Source organism: Paraburkholderia sp. J10-1 (genome assembly GCF_905220165.1).
Taxonomy (GTDB): domain Bacteria; phylum Pseudomonadota; class Gammaproteobacteria; order Burkholderiales; family Burkholderiaceae; genus Paraburkholderia.
This window is the reverse complement of record NZ_CAJMYW010000002.1, coordinates 596,353-614,391: the sequence shown is the minus strand read 5'-3', so window position 1 is coordinate 614,391 and position 18,039 is coordinate 596,353. Positions and strand designations below refer to the sequence as shown.

The 18,039-nt window shown below is 64.8% G+C and carries 18 protein-coding genes; 5 read left to right on the top strand and 13 right to left on the bottom strand.

Going from position 1 to position 18,039, the window contains the following annotated elements; translation table 11 throughout:
- Nucleotides 1–7: 7 nt before the first annotated feature.
- From U5A65_RS09610 to leuC, 5 genes are all read right to left on the bottom strand, one after another.
- Nucleotides 8–2,293, bottom strand: coding sequence for a FimV/HubP family polar landmark protein (locus U5A65_RS09610; protein ID WP_321946116.1), 2,286 nt, complete (start codon nucleotides 2,291–2,293; stop codon nucleotides 8–10).
- Nucleotides 2,294–2,459: 166 nt separating this feature from the next.
- Complete coding sequence (gene asd / locus U5A65_RS09605; RefSeq protein ID WP_321909800.1) at nucleotides 2,460–3,581, bottom strand: aspartate-semialdehyde dehydrogenase; 1,122 nt, start codon at nucleotides 3,579–3,581, stop codon at nucleotides 2,460–2,462.
- Between the two features lie 321 nt (nucleotides 3,582–3,902).
- Nucleotides 3,903–4,970: a 3-isopropylmalate dehydrogenase gene (leuB, locus tag U5A65_RS09600; RefSeq protein ID WP_321933867.1), complete on the bottom strand. Its 1,068-nt coding sequence runs from the start codon at nucleotides 4,968–4,970 to the stop codon at nucleotides 3,903–3,905.
- A gap of 58 nt (nucleotides 4,971–5,028) precedes the next feature.
- Nucleotides 5,029–5,679, bottom strand: coding sequence for a 3-isopropylmalate dehydratase small subunit (gene leuD / locus U5A65_RS09595; protein ID WP_158760568.1), 651 nt, complete (start codon nucleotides 5,677–5,679; stop codon nucleotides 5,029–5,031).
- A 12-nt stretch (nucleotides 5,680–5,691) separates the two neighbouring features.
- Complete coding sequence (gene leuC / locus U5A65_RS09590) at nucleotides 5,692–7,101, bottom strand: 3-isopropylmalate dehydratase large subunit (protein WP_321946115.1); 1,410 nt, start codon at nucleotides 7,099–7,101, stop codon at nucleotides 5,692–5,694.
- Nucleotides 7,102–7,820: 719 nt separating this feature from the next.
- Here leuC and U5A65_RS09585 point away from each other — a divergent pair.
- Nucleotides 7,821–8,651, top strand: coding sequence for a MipA/OmpV family protein (locus U5A65_RS09585; RefSeq protein ID WP_321946114.1), 831 nt, complete (start codon nucleotides 7,821–7,823; stop codon nucleotides 8,649–8,651).
- Between the two features lie 12 nt (nucleotides 8,652–8,663).
- Here U5A65_RS09585 and U5A65_RS09580 read toward each other — a convergent pair whose 3' ends face one another.
- Nucleotides 8,664–9,023, bottom strand: coding sequence for a hypothetical protein (locus U5A65_RS09580; protein ID WP_321933870.1), 360 nt, complete (start codon nucleotides 9,021–9,023; stop codon nucleotides 8,664–8,666).
- A gap of 200 nt (nucleotides 9,024–9,223) precedes the next feature.
- On the opposite strand from U5A65_RS09580, the gene U5A65_RS09575 reads away from it, so the two are divergent.
- From U5A65_RS09575 to U5A65_RS09565, 3 genes are all read left to right on the top strand, one after another.
- Nucleotides 9,224–10,210 carry a TerC family protein gene (locus U5A65_RS09575; protein ID WP_321933873.1) on the top strand — a complete coding sequence of 329 codons (987 nt, stop codon included), beginning with the start codon at nucleotides 9,224–9,226 and terminating at the stop codon, nucleotides 10,208–10,210.
- Between the two features lie 128 nt (nucleotides 10,211–10,338).
- The gene (locus U5A65_RS09570) at nucleotides 10,339–10,644 is read left to right on the top strand and encodes a zf-TFIIB domain-containing protein (RefSeq protein WP_321933875.1); all 306 of its coding nucleotides are present in this window, start codon (nucleotides 10,339–10,341) and stop codon (nucleotides 10,642–10,644) included.
- A gap of 55 nt (nucleotides 10,645–10,699) precedes the next feature.
- Nucleotides 10,700–11,107 carry a TerB family tellurite resistance protein gene (locus tag U5A65_RS09565; protein WP_321909813.1) on the top strand — a complete coding sequence of 136 codons (408 nt, stop codon included), beginning with the start codon at nucleotides 10,700–10,702 and terminating at the stop codon, nucleotides 11,105–11,107.
- A 120-nt stretch (nucleotides 11,108–11,227) separates the two neighbouring features.
- Here U5A65_RS09565 and U5A65_RS09560 read toward each other — a convergent pair whose 3' ends face one another.
- The 4 genes from U5A65_RS09560 to U5A65_RS09545 all read right to left on the bottom strand — a co-directional run bounded on the left by U5A65_RS09560 (nucleotide 11,228) and on the right by U5A65_RS09545 (nucleotide 14,892).
- A complete protein-coding gene (locus tag U5A65_RS09560) occupies nucleotides 11,228–11,884 on the bottom strand; it encodes a response regulator transcription factor (RefSeq protein WP_321909815.1) in 657 nt (218 codons plus the stop codon).
- A 41-nt stretch (nucleotides 11,885–11,925) separates the two neighbouring features.
- Nucleotides 11,926–13,254, bottom strand: a complete 1,329-nt coding sequence (locus tag U5A65_RS09555) for a HAMP domain-containing sensor histidine kinase (protein WP_321933877.1) — start codon at nucleotides 13,252–13,254, stop codon at nucleotides 11,926–11,928.
- A gap of 72 nt (nucleotides 13,255–13,326) precedes the next feature.
- Complete coding sequence (locus tag U5A65_RS09550) at nucleotides 13,327–13,818, bottom strand: hypothetical protein (RefSeq protein ID WP_321909818.1); 492 nt, start codon at nucleotides 13,816–13,818, stop codon at nucleotides 13,327–13,329.
- A 225-nt stretch (nucleotides 13,819–14,043) separates the two neighbouring features.
- The gene (locus U5A65_RS09545) at nucleotides 14,044–14,892 is read right to left on the bottom strand and encodes an alpha/beta hydrolase (RefSeq protein ID WP_321946113.1); all 849 of its coding nucleotides are present in this window, start codon (nucleotides 14,890–14,892) and stop codon (nucleotides 14,044–14,046) included.
- Nucleotides 14,893–15,072: 180 nt separating this feature from the next.
- Here U5A65_RS09545 and U5A65_RS09540 point away from each other — a divergent pair, with 180 nt between their 5' ends.
- Nucleotides 15,073–15,537, top strand: coding sequence for a VOC family protein (locus U5A65_RS09540; protein WP_321909822.1), 465 nt, complete (start codon nucleotides 15,073–15,075; stop codon nucleotides 15,535–15,537).
- A gap of 117 nt (nucleotides 15,538–15,654) precedes the next feature.
- Here U5A65_RS09540 and gltA read toward each other — a convergent pair whose 3' ends face one another.
- From gltA to U5A65_RS09525, 3 genes are all read right to left on the bottom strand, one after another.
- On the bottom strand, nucleotides 15,655–16,956 hold the full coding sequence (gene gltA / locus U5A65_RS09535) for a citrate synthase (protein ID WP_158760579.1): 1,302 nt from the start codon (nucleotides 16,954–16,956) through the stop codon (nucleotides 15,655–15,657).
- A gap of 90 nt (nucleotides 16,957–17,046) precedes the next feature.
- The gene (locus U5A65_RS09530; RefSeq protein ID WP_321933885.1) at nucleotides 17,047–17,313 is read right to left on the bottom strand and encodes a succinate dehydrogenase assembly factor 2; all 267 of its coding nucleotides are present in this window, start codon (nucleotides 17,311–17,313) and stop codon (nucleotides 17,047–17,049) included.
- Nucleotides 17,314–17,328: 15 nt separating this feature from the next.
- A complete protein-coding gene (locus U5A65_RS09525; protein WP_321933886.1) occupies nucleotides 17,329–18,030 on the bottom strand; it encodes a succinate dehydrogenase iron-sulfur subunit in 702 nt (233 codons plus the stop codon).
- Nucleotides 18,031–18,039: the final 9 nt, after the last annotated feature.

The following is an 18,039-nucleotide window of genomic DNA, read 5'->3' as shown; positions in this document are numbered from 1 at the left end:
GGCAGCGTCACGAAAGCGGAGCGAGCGTCGACAGCAGCGCCTGCGCGTCGCTGCGCGTGGCGGGGTCGTTCGACTCGATCACTTCGTTGATGAGCGAGCGGGCGCCGGACACGTCGCCAAGCGCGATGTATTCGTGCGCGAGATCGAGCTTGTTGCGCGCGATGCGCGCGAGCTGCTCGGGCGTGAAGACCGGCAGCGGCTCCGCCGAATCGGGCGGCAGGTTCAGGTCGAAGTCGAGCGTGAGCGCGCCAAAACGCGGCGCGCCGAGGCCTGCGAGCGCGCCCGCGCCCGCCGTCCCCGCCTCGATGGCCTCGCCCGCCATCCGCGTCGGCGGCTCGAAGAACGGCGACGAGAGCCGCGCCGAGGCCTCGGGCGTGGCGGCCGGCTCGGTCGAGAGCGGCGCCGTGGGGATGACCGGCTCTCCGATACGCGGCGGCAGGGGCAGGTCGAGGCCCCCCAGCGCTTCGATTGCATCGTGCGGGAAAGCGATCGGAACTTCGGCGTAGCTCATGTCTTCTGCGGTGACTGCGGGTACTGACGGAATTTCAGGTGCGGCATGCGGCGCCGGCGGGCGCTCGAAGCCTTCGGCAACAGGCGGCGTTTGCACGACGGGCGGCTCGGCCTCTGGCGCGTGCAACGTTTGCGCGGCTTGCGGAGCGCCATCGCCGAAATCCAGCGCGATATCGGGTGTTGCGGGCTTCTGGGCGCGCGCCGGCTCTTCCAGCGTGCGCGCCAGCGCCTCGGCGTCTTCGGCTGTGCGCGGCGCACCGATGCTTTCGGGCGGCAGCGCATCCGCGCCCAGGTCCGCCGCGACGGCGAGGCTTGCGGCTTCGGTCGCGTCGGCCAGCGTCTGCGATTCGCCCGCTTCGGCGCCGTGCGGCTGCTCATGTGCTGCGTGAGCTTCCTGCTCGATAGTCGGCTCGTGCGGCGTAGCAGGATGCAGCTTCTCGGTCAGCGTAGGCGGCAGCGTTTCGTCGTGCTCCAGCGGCACGGCCGAGACGGCGGGCGTAGGCACCGGCGTGATCGCAACTTCGTCCGCCTTGGGCGCAGGCGCATTCGCGCCCGCATCCGGTTCCTCCGCTGCGTGCGCAATCGGCTCGCGCAACACTGGCGGCGCTTCGACCACAGGCGCGGCGGCTACAGCGGCTGCGGAGGACGTCGACGGCGTCGGCTCGTGCGCTTCGGGCGAGACGTCGGGCGCCTGATCGACGGGTTTCTTGCGCTTGCGCATGAGCAGCCGCACAAACAACGCCAGCAGCGCGACGACGACCGCCGCCACGCCACCCATGGCGATCGGCGAGACTTCCGGTTGAGCGCCAGCCGCGCCGGCATTCGCTGCGCCGTTCGGCACCGGTGCGCCGCCTTGCGCGGCAGGCACACCCGCGGACGCGCCGCCCGCGGTTTGCGCCGGCTTGCCGATGCCGTGCTGCTGCAACGCCATCAGCACACGGTTCTTCAATGCGAGGAGTTGCTGGAGGCTGGAGACCTTCGCGCCTTGCGCCGGCGCGCCTGCCGCGCTGCTGGCCGGGGCCGGCTGGACCGAGCCGCTCCACACGTGCGCGTCGCTGGCCTCTGACACCGGCGCAGCGGCACTCGCGCTCGTCGCCGCTCCGGAGGCGCCTTGCGCGGCCGCTTCGGGGCCGCTCGTCGCAACTGCCGCCGAAGCAGGTGCCGCCGTTGCCGCGGCTGCGCTCGCCGCACTTGCGCCAGCCGTAGCGCCAGCCGTAGCGGCAGCCGCCGCCGACGATGCAGCCGCTACCGCCTCGGCGGCGGCATTTGAAGCCGCGGAGGGCGTGCTGGCGGACGCTGCAGGCGCAGCAGGCGCGCTCGCCGCCGCAGCAGGCGCGCTGGCGGCAGCCGAAGCCGCAGCCGCCCCACCCGGGGCCGCCGTCATGCCCGCAGCCGCGCTGGAAACGTCCGGTGTAGCCGGCACGTTCAGCGTCGCGCCCACGCGCATGCGGCTGGGATCCTGCTTGATGAACGCATTGGGGTTCGCATCGAACAGCGCCTGGCTCATGCGCGCGAGCGTGGCCTTGTCGTGCGACTGCGTGAGGTCGACAGCCACGTCATGCAGCGACTGGCCGGGACGAACGGTGTATTGCCCCGCGACGCTCACCGCAGCGGCGGCAGCGGCGGCGCTCGCAGCGCCCGGTGCCGCACTTGCGCCGCCCTGCGCGGCGGCCAGGCCGCAGAACAGGAAACTCGCCGCCGCCACAGTGGCGCGGATCGCACGCCGCCCTTGGGCGCGCTTCGCGCGAGGCGCGGCGGAAACAGAATCAAATCGAACGATCATCAGTTGCCCTGGCATACCGCTCTTGCGGCTGTCGATCAAATAGGAGTGTGCTTCGGGGCGATTGCATCGATGCATGCGGTAAAAAGCATGCAATAAAAAAAGCGCCGCGACTGGCGCGGCGCTTTTCACCCTGTCTACGCGTCATTAGCCGCGTAGTTTAATTCATTCACTTGTCGAGCAGAATGCGCAACATGCGACGCAGCGGTTCCGCCGCACCCCACAGCAGCTGATCGCCCACCGTGAAGGCCGACAGATACTCGCCGCCCATGGCCAGCTTGCGCAAGCGGCCCACCGGCACCGACAGCGTGCCCGTGACCTTCGCCGGCGACAGATCGCGCATCGAAGCCTCGCGCTGGTTCGGCACGACCTTGACCCAGTCGTTGGCCGAGGCGAGGATGCCGTCGATCTCGTCGAGCGGCACGTCCTTCTTCAGCTTGATCGTGAGCGCCTGCGAGTGGCAGCGCATCGCGCCGATACGCACGCACAGGCCGTCCACCGGAATCGAGCCCGGCTGGCCCATGGCCGGCTTGCCGAGAATCTTGTTGGTTTCCGCGCCGCCCTTCCACTCTTCCTTCGACATGCCGTTGCCGAGGTCCTTGTCGATCCAGGGGATCAGCGAGCCCGCGAGCGGCACGCCGAAGTGCTCGGTCGGCATGGCGTCGCTGTTCATCGTGGCGAGCACCTTGCGGTCGATGTCGAGAATGGCCGACGACGGGTTCGCCAGGTCGCTCGCAACCGCTGCGTTGAGCGCGCCCATCTGCGAGAGCAGCTCGCGCATGTTCTGCGCGCCCGCGCCTGAAGCGGCCTGGTACGTCATGGCCGTGATCCAGTCGACAAGGTTTTCGCGGAACAGGCCGCCCAGCGCCATCAGCATGAGGCTGACCGTGCAGTTGCCGCCGATGAAGTCCTTCTGACCCTTGACCAGCGCGTCCTTGATGACGTCGAGGTTGACCGGGTCGAGGATGATGACCGCATCGTCCTTCATGCGCAGCGCCGAGGCCGCGTCGATCCAGTAACCGGTCCAGCCCGCGGCGCGCAGCTTCGGATACACCTCGTTGGTGTAGTCGCCGCCCTGGCAGGTGATGATGATGTCGCACTTCTTGAGCTCGTCGACGCTGTTCGCGTCCTTGAGCTTCGTCTCGTTTTTGGCGAACGACGGTGCCGCGCCGCCTGCATTGCTGGTGCTGAAAAACACCGGTTCGATCAGGTCGAAATCACGTTCTTCCTGCATGCGCTGCATCAGCACGCTGCCGACCATGCCGCGCCAACCTACGAGACCTACGTTCATGACTAACCCTTGAGATGGACACTTCCCCGCTTCGCTCGCCCGGCGTGGCCGCGCGGGGAAGATGAGCGGGCACGACGAGCGATCAACGAATGGTGATCGTTTTCGTAATCGTTTTCGTGGTAATGGCGAGCGAAATCGCGCGGGCCGTGCCGCGGATGTTCGTAACAGTCGTGATCGGGGAGATCTTCGCCATCGAAGCAATATACACGAAACAGTTAATTTGCGCGGAAAAAACCATACTTTCCGCTATTTGCAGCACCGTTCTTCAGGCGCGCGAAACAAAAAAGGGCACGCCTGAAACGGCGTGCCCTTCATACGACGTTACAGCGCTGCGACCACTGCGTCGCCCATCGCCGCCGTGCCGACCTGCTTGCAGTCCGGCGTGACGATGTCGGCGGTGCGATAGCCTTGCTCGAGCACCTTCTTCACCGCGCTCTCGATACGGTCCGCCTGCTCCGGGCGGCCGAGCGAGTAGCGCAGCATCATGGCCGCCGAAAGGATCGTGGCGAGCGGGTTGGCAATGCCCTTGCCCGCGATATCCGGCGCCGAGCCGTGCGACGGCTCGTACAGACCCTTGTTGTTCTTGTCGAGCGAGGCCGAGGGCAGCATGCCGATCGAGCCCGTGAGCATTGCGGCTTCGTCCGAAAGAATGTCGCCGAACATGTTGCCGGTCACGACCACGTCGAAGGCCTTGGGCGCCTTCACGAGCTGCATGGCCGCGTTGTCCACATACATGTGCGACAGCTCGACGTCCGGATACTCCTTCGAGACATCGATCATGATGTCCTTCCAGAACTGCGACGTTTCGAGCACGTTGGCCTTGTCGACCGAGGTCAGCTTCTTCTGGCGCTTCTGCGCAGCCTGGAACGCCACGTGAGCGATGCGACGCACTTCGGGTTCCGCATAGCGCATCGTGTCGAAGCCTTCGCGTGCACCCTTGAAGTTGCCGTCCGGCGCTTCGCGCGTACCGCGCGGCTGGCCGAAGTAGATGTCGCCGTTCAGTTCACGGACGATCAGGATGTCGAGGCCCGAAACGATTTCCGGCTTCAGCGACGACGCCCCCGTGAGCTGCGGATAGCAGATCGCCGGGCGGAAGTTCGCGAACAGTTCCAGATGCTTGCGCAGGCCGAGAATGGCCTGCTCCGGACGCAGCGCGCGCTCGAGCTTGTCGTACTTCCAGTCGCCCACGGCGCCGAACAGGATCGCATCGGCGGACTTCGCCAGCGCGAGCGTTGCGTCGGGCAGCGGGTGGCCGCTAGCCTCGTAGCCCGCGCCGCCAACGGGCGCCTCTTCCAGCTCGAACTTTTCGCCGAGTGCGTTGAGCACCTTCACGGCTTCCTTGACGATCTCGGGACCGATGCCGTCGCCCGGCAGCACTGCAATCTTCATCCTGTGATTCCTCGCTCAGTTGTTCGGTGTGCGCTTATCTGCGTTTGTTCGCCGCGTATCAAAGCACGCGGTTGTTCAGCCACGGCTGGCGCGCGAGGCGCTCGGCTTCGTACTGGCGGATCTTGTCGGCGTGACGCAGCGTGAGGCCGATGTCGTCGAAGCCGTTCAAGAGGCAGTAGCGGCGGAACGCGGCCACTTCGAACGGATATTCCTTCGAGCCGTCGGTCGTGCGCACGACCTGCTTGTCCAGATCGACCGTGAGCTGGAAGCCGTTGAACGCATACGTTTCGTTGAACAGGTGATCGACGTCCGATTCGGACAGCACGATCGGCAGCAGGCCGTTCTTGAAGCAGTTGTTATAGAAGATGTCCGCGAAGCTCGGCGCGATGATCGCGCGGAAACCGTACTGGTCGAGCGCCCACGGCGCGTGCTCGCGTGAGCTGCCGCAGCCGAAGTTCTTGCGCGTGAGCAGCACCGAAGCGCCTTGATAACGCGGCTGGTTCAGCACGAAGTCCGGGTTCAGCGGGCGCTTCGAGTTGTCCTGGCCCGGCTCGCCGTGATCGAGATAACGCCACTCGTCGAAGGCATTCGGGCCGAAGCCGGTGCGCTTGATCGACTTGAGGAACTGCTTCGGAATGATCGCGTCGGTATCGACGTTCTCGCGATCGAGCGGCGCCACGACGCCGGTGTGTACGATGAATTTTTCCATGATCGTGTTGCCTTACCCGAGCTTGCGAATGTCGACGAAATGGCCTTCGATTGCCGCGGCGGCTGCCATGGCCGGGCTCACGAGGTGCGTGCGACCGCCCGCGCCCTGGCGGCCTTCGAAGTTGCGGTTCGAAGTCGATGCGCAACGCTCGCCCGGCTCCAGCCGGTCGGCGTTCATCGCGAGGCACATCGAGCAACCCGGCTCACGCCATTCGAAGCCCGCTTCCGTGAACACCTTGTCGAGGCCTTCGCGCTCGGCTTGCGCCTTCACGAGACCCGAGCCCGGCACGACCATCGCGAGGCGGATGTTCGGCGCCACGCGGCGGCCGAGTTTCTTCACGACATAAGCGGCCGAGCGCAGGTCTTCGATACGCGCGTTCGTGCACGAACCGATGAAGATCTTGTCCGGCTTGATCGACTCGATCGGCGTATTCGGTTCGAGCGCCATGTATTGCAGTGCGCGTTCCATCGCGTCGCGCTTGACCGGGTCCTTCTCGCGCTCGGGGTCCGGCACGCGGCTGTCGACCGACGTCACCATTTCCGGCGACGTGCCCCACGTGACCTGCGGGACGATGTCGGCTGCAGTCAGTTCGACCACGCGGTCGAAGTGCGCGCCTTCGTCGGTGCGGAAGTTCTTCCAGTATTCGACGGCCTGATCCCACTCCGCGCCTTGCGGCGAGAACGGACGGCCCTTCAGGTATTCGATCGTGGTGTCGTCCACGGCGACCATGCCTGCGCGCGCACCGCCTTCGATCGCCATGTTGCACACGGTCATGCGGCCTTCCATCGTGAGGCCGCGGATCATCGAGCCGCCGAACTCCATGGCGTAGCCCGTGCCGCCCGCCGTGCCGATCTTGCCGATGATGGCGAGCACGATGTCCTTCGCGGTGCAGCCGCGCGGCAGTTGGCCCTCGACCTTCACGAGCATGTTCTTGCTCTTCTTTTGCAGCAGCGTTTGCGTGGCCAGCACGTGCTCGACTTCCGAGGTGCCGATGCCGTGCGCAAGCGCGCCGAACGCGCCGTGCGTGGACGTGTGCGAGTCGCCGCAGACGATCGTCATGCCGGGCAGCGTCGCGCCCTGCTCCGGACCCACGATGTGCACGATGCCCTGGCGCTGGTCGGCCATCTTGAACTGCGTGATGCCGAAGGCGTCGCAGTTCGAATCGAGCGTGTCCACCTGCAGCTTCGAGACCGGATCGGCAATGCCGTGGCTGCGGTCGGTGGTGGGCACGTTATGGTCGGACACCGCCAGGTTCGCGCTGATGCGCCACACGGGGCGCTCGTGCAGCTTCAGGCCTTCGAAAGCCTGCGGGCTGGTGACTTCGTGCAACAGATGACGGTCGATGTAGAGAATCGTCGTGCCATCGTCTTCCGTGTGGACCACATGGGTGTCCCACAATTTGTCGTAGAGCGTCTTTGCCATGATGTGCGGGGGAATTGTTTGACTGCGGGGCAATACGGTTGTGTGAATCGATTATGCCACGCGAAACCCGCCCACTACAGGGCCTTTCCTGAAAAAAAGCGATAAAAAACAGTGAGTTGGGTGGTAGTCGCGATACCTGTATCAGCGTTACCCGGCGAGCGCGGGTGTCGTGGCGCAACCGTGTCGCGCCAAAGCGTGCGCACGTCGGGGGCTCGCTGCAGGGATTCGGGATGCAAAAAGAGATGCGCCGGCCCGACCACGACCGGCGCAAGTTGGTTACCGCTGTGAGAACGGTGAAACATGGGCTTCGGAATTCGCGACACAGGGGGAGCCGCGTCACCGACGTCCATACCTGTCTAACGGCAATTTGGCGCCAGGGTTTAATCGGGGCCAATGCCGCGCTCCAAAACGGTGCGCAAGTGTCATGGCAATTTAATTAGTCATCCTGATTTTCATGATGCTTCACCCACATCTGGCGGCCGTTTCCACCGGAGAGCGTACGAGTCGCCGGAACGGACACTGCCCGATCAGGCACGAGGTTTGCGAGACGAACCCGGCCGCATGGAATTCCACCTTGTGATTTCATCGTACTCAATAAACAACGCCGCGGCCGGCCAGCCAAACTCGGAGGCTTCATGCCACTCGCAATCTGCATTGCGCAGCACAGAACAAGCAGAATAAAACCAACGGCGCCGCGCCGCTCGCGGGCCACGCAGCGTATGTCACTTGCCGCCATGGCATGCGCCCTCGTCGCGCTGGCCCCGCGCGCCGAGGCGCAAACCCCCTCGCCGCTTGGCGAATGGCAGTATTCCGCCGGCATTCCGCTCGAAAAGATGTTTGAGCCAAACCGTCCCGACTTCGAAGCGCGGCTTGGCGTGGGCGTGACTTTCGAACCGCGCTACGACGGCTCGGACCGCTATCACACCCTGGTCGGCCCGAGCATCGACCTGCGCTACAAGGACATCCTGTTCGGCTCGACGGGGGAGGGCTTCGGCGCCAACGTGCTGCAGGGCCCAAACTGGCGCGTGAGCGTCGCCGCGGCCTACGACCTCGGACGGCGCGGCCAGGACGACCCGACGCGGCTGTACGGGATGGGCAACATCAACCCGGCGCCGGAATTGAAGATCGCTGGCGAGTATGTAATCTCGAAGGACTTCCCGCTCGTGCTGCGCACCGCCTTCACGCGCAGCTTCGGCGGCTCGAATGGCTGGACTGCAGACCTCGGCGCCTATATGCCGCTGCCGGGCAGCAACGAGAACTTCTACTGGTTCGCCGGCCCTTCGGTCACGTTCGCCGACTCCAACTACATGCAGAGCTGGTTTGGCGTGACGCCGCAGCAGGCGGCGGCATCCGGTTACCGCCAGTACGACGCGAGCGCGGGCCTCAAGTCGGCCGGCTTCGGCATCACGATGGTCTACTTCGTCAACAAACATTGGTTCGTGAGCGCCGACGGCGCGATCAAGCGCCTGCTCGGCAGCGCCGCGCATAGTCCGATCATCCAGACGAAGACGGGGGGCGTTTGCGACGTTTCGATCAATTACCAGTTCTAGCGCTGCCGCGCGCTACCGGCAGCCAAGATCGTCGAACTCCTTCTCCGCGTCGCGGCGCTGGTTGTAGCGCTGCAGCGTGTTTTCCTGTTCCCCGTAGTGCCCGTAATTCGGCACGACGGCGTTCGCCTGATCGGTCCCTGCCGGTCTGAATGCGTGGTCATACTCCGCCGCAACCTCCTTGCAACGCCTCGTCAGATCGTTCGCCCGATCGCTCCTGGAAGGCGCGGTTGCCACGCCGAAGTTCTTCTGTAGAGGGCTCAGATATTGCCGCGACGTCGAGTCCGGTGCGGCGGGTTGCTCGACCGTCTGTGCTGAAGCGCGGCTCGCCAGCGTGAAAAGACAAAGTAGTACGAAGAGAATGCGGGCGGTCATGTTCGTCGGTCCGGAAAAAAGGCGGAATCGTATCCGCGTCGCACCAACTCACACGTGACCTGTGTCAAGCCACGGCGCTCATTCCCTGCTCATTCTTCGCCACTATGCTGACCCAATGGGCCAAAGGCCCATGAGGCCGGCTGTGCCCGCAAAAACCGCGCACGAAGGTCACATTCCTCTCTACGTTCAAAGGAACAACCATGCTTGCGCCGATCGTCACGGCCTCCTTCCTCGGTCAGCCCGCGTGGCTCTGGGTCGCCTTCCTGGCAGTGGTGATCGTGCTGCTCGCGCTCGATCTCGGCGTGCTGCACCGTGACGACCACGAAATCGGCATCCGCGAAAGCCTGTGGCTCTCGCTCGGCTATATCGTCGTGGGCGTGCTGTTCGGCGGCTTCGTCTGGTGGCAGCTCGGCGCGCAACCGGCCACCGAATACATCACCGGCTATCTCATCGAAAAATCGCTCTCGCTCGACAACGTGTTCGTCATCGCGTCGATCTTCGGTGCGCTCGCGGTGCCGCGGCAGCTTCAGCATCGCGTGCTGTTCTGGGGCATTGTCGGCGTGCTGGTGCTACGCGCATTGATGGTCGGACTCGGCGCGGCGCTCGTCACGCAGTTCGAGTGGATGCTGTACGTGTTCGGCGTGTTTCTTGCCGTGACGGGCGTGAAGATGCTGCTGGGCCCGAAGGAAGAGGCCAGCGTGGACGACAGCGCCCTGCTGCGCTGGCTGCGCCGCAAGCTGCCCGTCACGCCGCAGCTCGAGGGGCGCGCGTTTCTCGTGCGGCAAGCGCATCCGCGCACCGGCAAGCTCACGCTGCTCGCCACGCCGCTACTGCTCGCACTCGTGATGATCGAGTTCGCCGACCTGATCTTTGCTGTCGATTCGATCCCCGCGATATTTTCGATCACGACCGACCCCTTCATCGTCTATACGAGCAACATCTTCGCCGTGCTGGGTCTGCGCGCGCTCTACTTCGCGCTCGCGGCGATGGCGCACCGCTTCTATTACCTCAAGCATGCGCTCGCGCTCGTGCTCGTGTTCATCGGCGCGAAGATCTTTCTGGTGGGCATCATCGGCAAGATTCCCGCCCTGTTCAGCCTCGGCGTGACGGCTGCGCTGCTCGCGGGCGGCGTGGTGGTGTCGCTCGTCAAGACACACAAGCCGGAAGGCACGCTCGGCGCTTCATGAAGGCAAGCTGCGCGTTCCTCATTCTTCGCTCATTTTGCTCTGCGAGGATGGTTTCCATCGAGGCCGCGCTGCCCTTCAAGCAAGACGGCACGGGCCTCGATGACCTGTCACTCATCACGGAGCGCATCATGAAATGCCCCAACTGCCCTGACGTCACCCTCTCGCTCACAGAGCGTCAGGGCGTCGAACTCGACTACTGCCCGCAGTGTCGCGGCGTCTGGCTCGATCGCGGCGAACTCGACAGGCTGATCGAACGCAGCGGCACCCGGCAGTATCGCAACGAAGACGATGCACACGCATCGCGCCAGCATGGTTCGAAGCACGGCTCGCAACATGGCGCGCAACATGGCGACTACGCCCCGCGCCGCGCGCACGACAGCTACGGCGGCAACGGTCATCGCCGCAAGTCGTGGCTGCAGGACATCTTCGACTGAGCCACGGCTGCGCCAACCGTTCCATCGCCATCACGTTTTAAGAGGATTCCTGAACATGCGTACCTATACCTGCAACAGTCCGCAAGCCGCTGGCCGCATCGTCGCCGTCGCGATGCTCGCCGACGGCCACCTGAGCAGCGAGGAGCTGGCAGCCGTCCATCGCGCGCGCCTTGCCGACCGGCTCGGCCTCGCGCCGGGCGAATTCGGCGAAATCCTCAAGGGCCTGTGCGAGGACTTGCAGACCACCTCGCACCTGAACTGGAGCGACGCATGCAAACTCGACTCCGACGTGATGCAGCAAATCATGCGCGAACTCGACGACCCCGCGCTGCGCGCCGAAGTGCTGAATCTGTGCCATGTCGCGGTGTATTCGGACCGGCACGTTGCCGAAAACGAAGTCGCGCTGCTCGCTTCGCTTAGCCGCGCCTGGCAGAAGGAACCCTGGCAGCGCCTGCTGGCATAAGTTCGCGCGCAATGCGTGCCTTCCCCCATGCATTGCGCTATGCGGCGAGCCCCGCGCTCGCCGCGGTTTTTTACAGCGCGCAGTTCCTTGCGCGCTTTTTTTATTCGAACGTTCCGCCGCTCACGTGCAAACGGCCCAACCCAGCCCGCGCACGTTGCGGATCACCGCCTGTCCGAACTTGCGGCGCACGCTGTAAATCACGGCATCCACCGCGTTGCTTTCCACTTCCTCGCCCCAGCCATAAAGCCGCTCCTCGAGTTGCTGACGCGACAGGATCGCGCCCGGCCGCTCGAGCAGCGCGAGCATGAGCGCGTACTCGCGTGCGGAAAGGTCGTCGGACTGGCCGTCGAACGTGAGACGGCGCGCATTCATGTCGAGCGTCACGCGGCCGCTGCCCATGGTCGGCGAGGCGAAGCCCGATTTGCGCCGCACCACGGCGCGGATGCGCGCGAGCAGTTCCTTGCTCTCGAACGGCTTCACGAGATAGTCGTCGGCGCCGAGATCGAGGCCTTCCACGCGCGTGTCCACGTCGTCGCGAGCGGTGATGATGAGCACGGGCGTGGCGTCTTGCGACTCGCGCAGGCCGCGCAACACGTCGAGCCCGCTCATATCGGAAAGACCGAGGTCGAGCAGGATCGCCGTGTACGAGCCGTCGCGAATCGCGGTGCGGCCGCTCTCGCCCGTGCGCACCCAGTCGACGCTGTATGACGCGTCCTTCAACGCGCGCAGCAGCGCGGGCCCGATCAGCAGATCGTCTTCGATCAGCAGAATGCGCATCGTGTCCGTCCTTTGTTTCGCATGCTTCCCGGAATTTTGCCTTACCGGCTTGCACCGGATTGGCGCGGCAACTCGATTCGCGCGACGATGCCGCGTTGCCCATCGCGCCGGTTCGCGAGCGTCACGCAACCTCGGTAGCTCTGCGCCACCGCCTGCGCGATGGCGAGGCCAAGGCCGCTGCCGTGCGCATCATGACCGCCTGCGCGGAAAAACCGGTCGAATACACGCGGCAAGTCGGCCTCGGCAATGCCGGGCCCGTTGTCGGTCACCTCGATGACAACGCCTGTGCCTTCGCGGCGCACCGCTACGTCCACATTCGCGCCTTCCTGACTGTAGCGGATCGCGTTGTCCACGAGATTGCGCACGAGCACGCGCATGTCGGTTTCGGTGGCGCGCACCGTCACGTCGTCGAGACACGTCACGCCCAGATCGACACCGCGCGAGTCGGCGAGCGGGAGCAGGTCAGCCAGCACGTCGGTGACGACCTGCGGCAGCGGCACCTCCGCCAGCACGCGTTGCGCACTGCCGATTTCGGCACGCGCAAGACCGAGCAGCTGCGAGACGAGCGCGCCCGTGCGCACGATGCCGCGCCGCAACTCCTCGAAACGCTCGGGGTACTGTTCGGGCGGCGCATTGCGCAGGTTGTCGATCTGCAACTGCATGGCGGAGATCGGCGAACGCAGTTCGTGCGCGGCATCGGCGATGAACATGCGCTCGGCGTTCACGAGCACCGAAAGGCGCTCGATCATGCGATTGATCGATTCGACGAAAGGCCGCAATTCGACGGGCGCCTGCCCGGCTTCGAGCGGTTTGAGGTCGTGCAGATCGACGTTCGCGGCGCGGTGCCCGATGCGCTCGAGCGGCCGCAGCGAAACGCGCACGGTCACGGCGATCGTGAGCGCGAGCAGCGGCAGCAGCGCGAGCATGGGCAGCAGGCTCCAGAACGCCACGCGCAAGGCGTTGCGGTTGCGCATGCTACGCGATTCGGCCACCTGAATGTATTCGTCGCCGGCGGCGAGTGCGAACACGTCCCAGGCCTCGCCGTCATAGTCGATCGACGAGAAGCCGCTTTGCGCGCGCGGCAGCGCGACGTTCGCGTTGCTCGTGCGGCTCGGTGCTTCGCCGTCGCCCTCGGACCAGATCTGCACGACGAAATCGTCGGCGGGCGAGCGTTCGCCGCGCTCCGTTGCGCGATGGGGCACGCCCGTCTGCACGTGCGCGGCCGCGTCGCGCAAAGTCGTGTTGAACTCGGCGGCGAGACTGCGCACCACGAGGAAGGTGCCGAGCGCGCCCAGCACGCCGACGAGAATCGCGAGCGTGCCGATCGCAATGCTCAGGCGGCGATGCAGGGAATGCGCGGCGAAGAACATGGAGCGTCTCGGGTTGGGAGGCGCGCTCCATCATAAAGGATTCGCGGCGTGCGTTCGGCTGCCTGGTGGGGTTCAACGATGCCCGCCGCCCATGCCGCCTCCGCCCCCATGCCCCATGCCGCTCCAGACGCCGCCGTGTCCGCCATGCCCGCCATGAAAGCCGCCATGCATGCCTGACACCGGATGCATATGCGGGCCGCCCGGGAAGACATGATCCATGTGATGAAAGTGATGGAAATGGTCAACGAACACGAACGAGCCGCCCACGAACACCGGCGGCCACCAGCCATACCACGGACCGGCGTAGTAAGCCGTCGCGTCGGGCCAGGCGACCGGATAGACGAGCGTGTCGTCGCTCTGCATGATCTGCCATGTGCCGTCGGGTTGCAGGCATGCGACGCCGCTGATCTGCTGCGGCGCGCCGTCGATCTCGGCGGTGCCGGTAACGGGGCGGCATGGCGCCTCTGACGGGTAAGACCCATACGCGGCCTGCTGCGACGCGACCGGCGTCGTACAGGCGCTCAGCAGGCAGGCCAGCACATTGAAGGCGAGAAGTTTGCGCATGATGTCGCCCCTCGCGATGGTCCGGCCTCGTGGCGCGCGGGTTGCGCGCCGGCGCCGTGAAGACTCCATCGGTACGCCTCGCACGCGGCGCGCGAATGTGTCGGCGCGCCAGCGTGTCATCTGCAAAACGAGGGGCGTGGCAGCACTATTCCTTTTCTGGTGCGCGCTCGGGGCGAGAATGGCCCTTGCCCTGATTACCGCTTGTTTCGGCGCCGCCGAACTGCGTCAGGCCTGCCACCGCGTAACGAACTCGCGAATGTCCGCGTTCACGCGCGCCGCATGGTTGAAGTACATGCCATGTGTGCCGCCCTCATAAACCTTCAGCGTCGCGCGTTCAAGCGCGGCCGCCGTCGGACGCCCTGTGATCTCAAGTGGCGCCGAAGCATCGCAGTCGCCGTGCAGCACGAGCGCGGGTACGTCGATCGCGGCCAGTTCGCGGCGGAAGTCGGTGACCATCTGCACGCGGCTCAACTGCGCGGCTGCGCACAAAGACGTGCCCAGCATCATGTCCGCCGTCCACTGAATGACCGTGCGCGACGTGCCGGGGCTGAAGTAGGCGTCGGCGCGCCGGTCGATCCAGTCGGGAAACGACGTGAGCATTTCCGCGATCGACGCTTCGAAGAGGCTCGCGTCGAGCCCGCCGGGATTGTCGGCAGTCTTGAGCAAACAAGGCGTAGAAGCCGGCGAAACCAGCACGATGCCGGCTACGCGGCGCGAGCCGTGACGGCTCAAATAACGCACGATCTCACCGCTCGCGAACGAATGACCGACCAGCGTCACGCGCGCCAAACCTCGTGCGTCGAGTACCGCTTCGAGATCGTCGGCGAGCGTGTCGTAGTCGTAGCCACGGCCCGGGTCGCTCGAACGTCCGTGCCCGCGGCGGTCATACGCCACGCAGCGAAATCCCGCGGCTGCGAGCGGCGCGCATTGGTAGTTCCACATGTCGGCATTGAGCGTCCAGCCGGAGAGAAACACGAGCGGCACCCCATCGCCCCAGTCGCGATAGTGCAGTGCGGTCTCGTCGTCGATGCGGATCAAGCCGGGTTGGCGGGCATTGAGGGTGTCGCGTGCCATGGTCGTCGCTCCTTGCGGTTGGGGTGGGCCGATGAGGACCATGGTCGCCGATGCCGTGCGCGCCGACGATTACGTCGGAGGTAATGGCCGTGCGCCCGTGGCAAGGACGCTTGCGCGCGCTACGCGCAATCGCATCACGCCGGTGCTAGATTCGTCGCACGTACTGCCCAGGAGACGCTCATGAGCAACACTTCGCCGCGACCGGCCTTCGGCTCCGCCATCTACTATCGCAACCCATTCGCCGCGCTCGACTGGCTGGAAAAGGCGTTCGGTTTCAAGCGTCAGTTCGTCGTCACGTCGCCGGACGGAAAGCTCGGTCACTCGGAAATGCGCTTCGGGGACGGCTACGTGATGATTTGTGGCGGCTGGCCGGGCATGCCCTACACGAGCCCCGCCGAACTGGAAGGCAAGAACACGCAGTCGGTGCATGTGCAGTTGAAAAGCGGTCTCGACGCGCATTGCGAACGCGCCCGCGCCGCGGGTGCGAAGATCATTCGCGAACCGGCCGACCAGTTTTACGGCGATCGCGTCTACGCGGCTTGCGACCCCGAAGGCCATGTCTGGAGCTTCGGCGAAACCGTGCGCGAGGTCACGCGCGAAGAAGCGGAGCAGGCCAGCGGGCTGAAGATCGACGGCTGGGTTTGAGCGCGGGTGTGAGCACGACGGCGTACCTCGCGCGCAAAAGAAAACGCCCCGACGAGTGATAACCCGTCGGGGCGTTTGCATGACGGCTTGCGCGCAGCGCGCGCAAATCGAAATGGCTTAGCGTTGCGCGATCGGCTTGGCTTCGCGCGGCGTTTCGCCGATGAACAGCTGACGCGGACGGCCGATCTTCTGTTCGGGGTCGGCGATCATTTCGTTCCACTGCGCAATCCAGCCCACCGTACGCGCCATCGCGAAGATACACGTGAACATCGAGGTCGGGATGCCGAGTGCGCGCTGCACGATACCCGAGTAGAAGTCGACGTTCGGGTACAGCTTGCGCGACACGAAGTATTCGTCTTCCAGCGCGATCTTTTCGAGCTGCATGGCGAGCTTGAAGAGCGGATCGTCGTGCAGACCGAGTTCGTTCAGCACTTCGTAGCACGTCTCGCGCATGAGCTTCGCACGCGGGTCGTAGTTCTTGTACACGCGGTGACCGAAGCCCATCAGCTTCACGCCCGAGTTCTTGTCCTTCACTTGCTTGATGAACTCAGGAATCTTGTCCGGCGAGCCGATTTCTTCCAGCATGTTCAGTGCGGCTTCGTTCGCACCACCGTGCGCCGGGCCCCACAGACAGGCGATACCGGCCGCGATACACGCGAACGGGTTCGCGCCCGACGAGCCAGCCAGACGCACCGTCGAGGTCGAAGCGTTCTGCTCGTGGTCGGCGTGCAGAATGAGGATACGGTCGAGCGCGCGCACGAGCACGTCGTTGACCTTGTACTCTTCGCACGGGTTCGAGAACATCATGCGCATGAAGTTCGCGCTGTACGACAGATTGTTCTGCGGGTACACGAACGGCTGGCCGATCGAGTACTTGTACGCCATGGCGACGAGCGTCGGCAGCTTCGCGATCATGCGGATCGCCGACACTTCACGATGCTTCGGATTGTTGATGTCGAGCGAGTCGTGATAGAACGCCGACAGCGCGCCGACTGCGGCGACGAGAATCGCCATCGGGTGCGCGTCGCGGCGGAAGCCGCGGAAGAAGAACTGCATTTGCTCGTGAACCATCGTGTGCTGCGTGACGGTCTTCACGAACTCTTCCTTCTGCGCTGCGTTCGGCAGTTCGCCGCGGTACAGCAGGTAGCAGGTTTCGAGGAAGTCGGCGTTTTGCGCGAGGTTGTCGATCGGGTAGCCGCGGTACAGCAGTTCGCCCTTGTCCCCGTCGATGTACGTGATCGCCGAGTTGCACGACGCCGTCGACATGAAGCCCGGGTCATACGTGAACTTGCCGGTCTGACCGTACAGTTTGCGGATGTCGATCACATCCGGGCCCATCGTGCCCTTGTAGATCGGCAGTTCGACGCTCGGCGAATTGTCGCTGAACGATAGCGTGGCTTTTACATCAGACGGGGTCATAGCACATCCTCAATCGAAGATAAACACGGGATTCGATAGTTTTGTACGTCCGGCGCGGCGCCTGCAAGACAACTGCGGACGCCACCGCGCTCAGACGTTCCGAAGCAGCTCCAGCACCCGCTTCACGTCCGGGTCGGCAAGGTCGCCTTCTGGTTCCTTGCGCGCGAGCAGCAAGTCCATCAGGTCGTTATCGCTCAGCTCGAGCAGGCGCGTGAGAGCGCCCACGTCGGCGTCGCTGAGTTCATGCTCATAGCGCTCGAAAAACCGCTCAAAAATCAGATCATTTTCGAGCAGGCCGCGCCGCGCGCGCCAGCGAAGGCGCGCGCGGCGAAGGGGGTCGGACTGATGCGATTCCATTTCAGAACAGCAACATCAAACCGCGCGGCGGAACATCAGTTCCTTGATCTTGCCGATCGCCTTCGTCGGGTTCAGGCCCTTCGGGCAAACGTCGACGCAGTTCATGATCGTGTGGCAACGGAACAGACGGTACGGGTCCTCGAGGTTGTCGAGGCGCTCGCCGGTGGCTTCGTCGCGGCTGTCCGCGATGAAGCGGTAAGCCTGCAGCAGACCTGCCGGGCCGACGAACTTGTCCGGGTTCCACCAGAAGCTCGGGCACGACGTCGAGCAGCTTGCGCACAGAATACACTCGTACAGGCCATCGAGTTCGTCACGCTGCTCAGGCGACTGCAGACGCTCCTTCTCGGGCGGCGGCGTGTCGTTGATCAGGTACGGCTTGATCGAGTGGTACTGGTTGAAGAACTGCGTGAAGTCGCAAATCAGGTCGCGCACGACGGGCAGGCCCGGCAGCGGACGCAGCACGATCTTCTGCGGCAGCTCGTTCAGGTTCGTCAGACAGGCGAGACCGTTCTTGCCGTTGATGTTCATCGCGTCCGAACCGCACACGCCTTCGCGGCACGAGCGGCGGAACGACAGCGTTTCGTCCAGTTCCTTGAGCTTGACCAGCGCGTCGAGCAGCATGCGCTCGTGCGTGATTTCCAGCTCGTACGTTTGCATGCGCGGCGCTGCGTCCTTGTCCGGGTCGTAGCGATAGACTTCAAAAATGCGTTTGGCCATTTCCAATTC

Bases quoted from the DNA above. Each gene is read 5' to 3' on its own strand.
- U5A65_RS09610 (WP_321946116.1), bottom strand. From the start codon at position 2,293: ATGATCGTTCGATTTGATTCTGTTTCCGCCGCGCCTCGCGCGAAGCGC.
- asd (WP_321909800.1), bottom strand. From the start codon at position 3,581: ATGAACGTAGGTCTCGTAGGTTGGCGCGGCATGGTCGGCAGCGTGCTG.
- leuB (WP_321933867.1), bottom strand. From the start codon at position 4,970: ATGAAGATTGCAGTGCTGCCGGGCGACGGCATCGGTCCCGAGATCGTC.
- leuD (WP_158760568.1), bottom strand. From the start codon at position 5,679: ATGGAAAAATTCATCGTACACACCGGCGTCGTGGCGCCGCTCGATCGC.
- leuC (WP_321946115.1), bottom strand. From the start codon at position 7,101: ATGGCAAAGACGCTCTACGACAAATTGTGGGACACCCATGTGGTCCAC.
- U5A65_RS09585 (WP_321946114.1), top strand. From the start codon at position 7,821: ATGTCACTTGCCGCCATGGCATGCGCCCTCGTCGCGCTGGCCCCGCGC.
- U5A65_RS09580 (WP_321933870.1), bottom strand. From the start codon at position 9,023: ATGACCGCCCGCATTCTCTTCGTACTACTTTGTCTTTTCACGCTGGCG.
- U5A65_RS09575 (WP_321933873.1), top strand. From the start codon at position 9,224: ATGCTTGCGCCGATCGTCACGGCCTCCTTCCTCGGTCAGCCCGCGTGG.
- U5A65_RS09570 (WP_321933875.1), top strand. From the start codon at position 10,339: ATGAAATGCCCCAACTGCCCTGACGTCACCCTCTCGCTCACAGAGCGT.
- U5A65_RS09565 (WP_321909813.1), top strand. From the start codon at position 10,700: ATGCGTACCTATACCTGCAACAGTCCGCAAGCCGCTGGCCGCATCGTC.
- U5A65_RS09560 (WP_321909815.1), bottom strand. From the start codon at position 11,884: ATGCGCATTCTGCTGATCGAAGACGATCTGCTGATCGGGCCCGCGCTG.
- U5A65_RS09555 (WP_321933877.1), bottom strand. From the start codon at position 13,254: ATGTTCTTCGCCGCGCATTCCCTGCATCGCCGCCTGAGCATTGCGATC.
- U5A65_RS09550 (WP_321909818.1), bottom strand. From the start codon at position 13,818: ATGCGCAAACTTCTCGCCTTCAATGTGCTGGCCTGCCTGCTGAGCGCC.
- U5A65_RS09545 (WP_321946113.1), bottom strand. From the start codon at position 14,892: ATGGCACGCGACACCCTCAATGCCCGCCAACCCGGCTTGATCCGCATC.
- U5A65_RS09540 (WP_321909822.1), top strand. From the start codon at position 15,073: ATGAGCAACACTTCGCCGCGACCGGCCTTCGGCTCCGCCATCTACTAT.
- gltA (WP_158760579.1), bottom strand. From the start codon at position 16,956: ATGACCCCGTCTGATGTAAAAGCCACGCTATCGTTCAGCGACAATTCG.
- U5A65_RS09530 (WP_321933885.1), bottom strand. From the start codon at position 17,313: ATGGAATCGCATCAGTCCGACCCCCTTCGCCGCGCGCGCCTTCGCTGG.
- U5A65_RS09525 (WP_321933886.1), bottom strand. From the start codon at position 18,030: ATGGCCAAACGCATTTTTGAAGTCTATCGCTACGACCCGGACAAGGAC.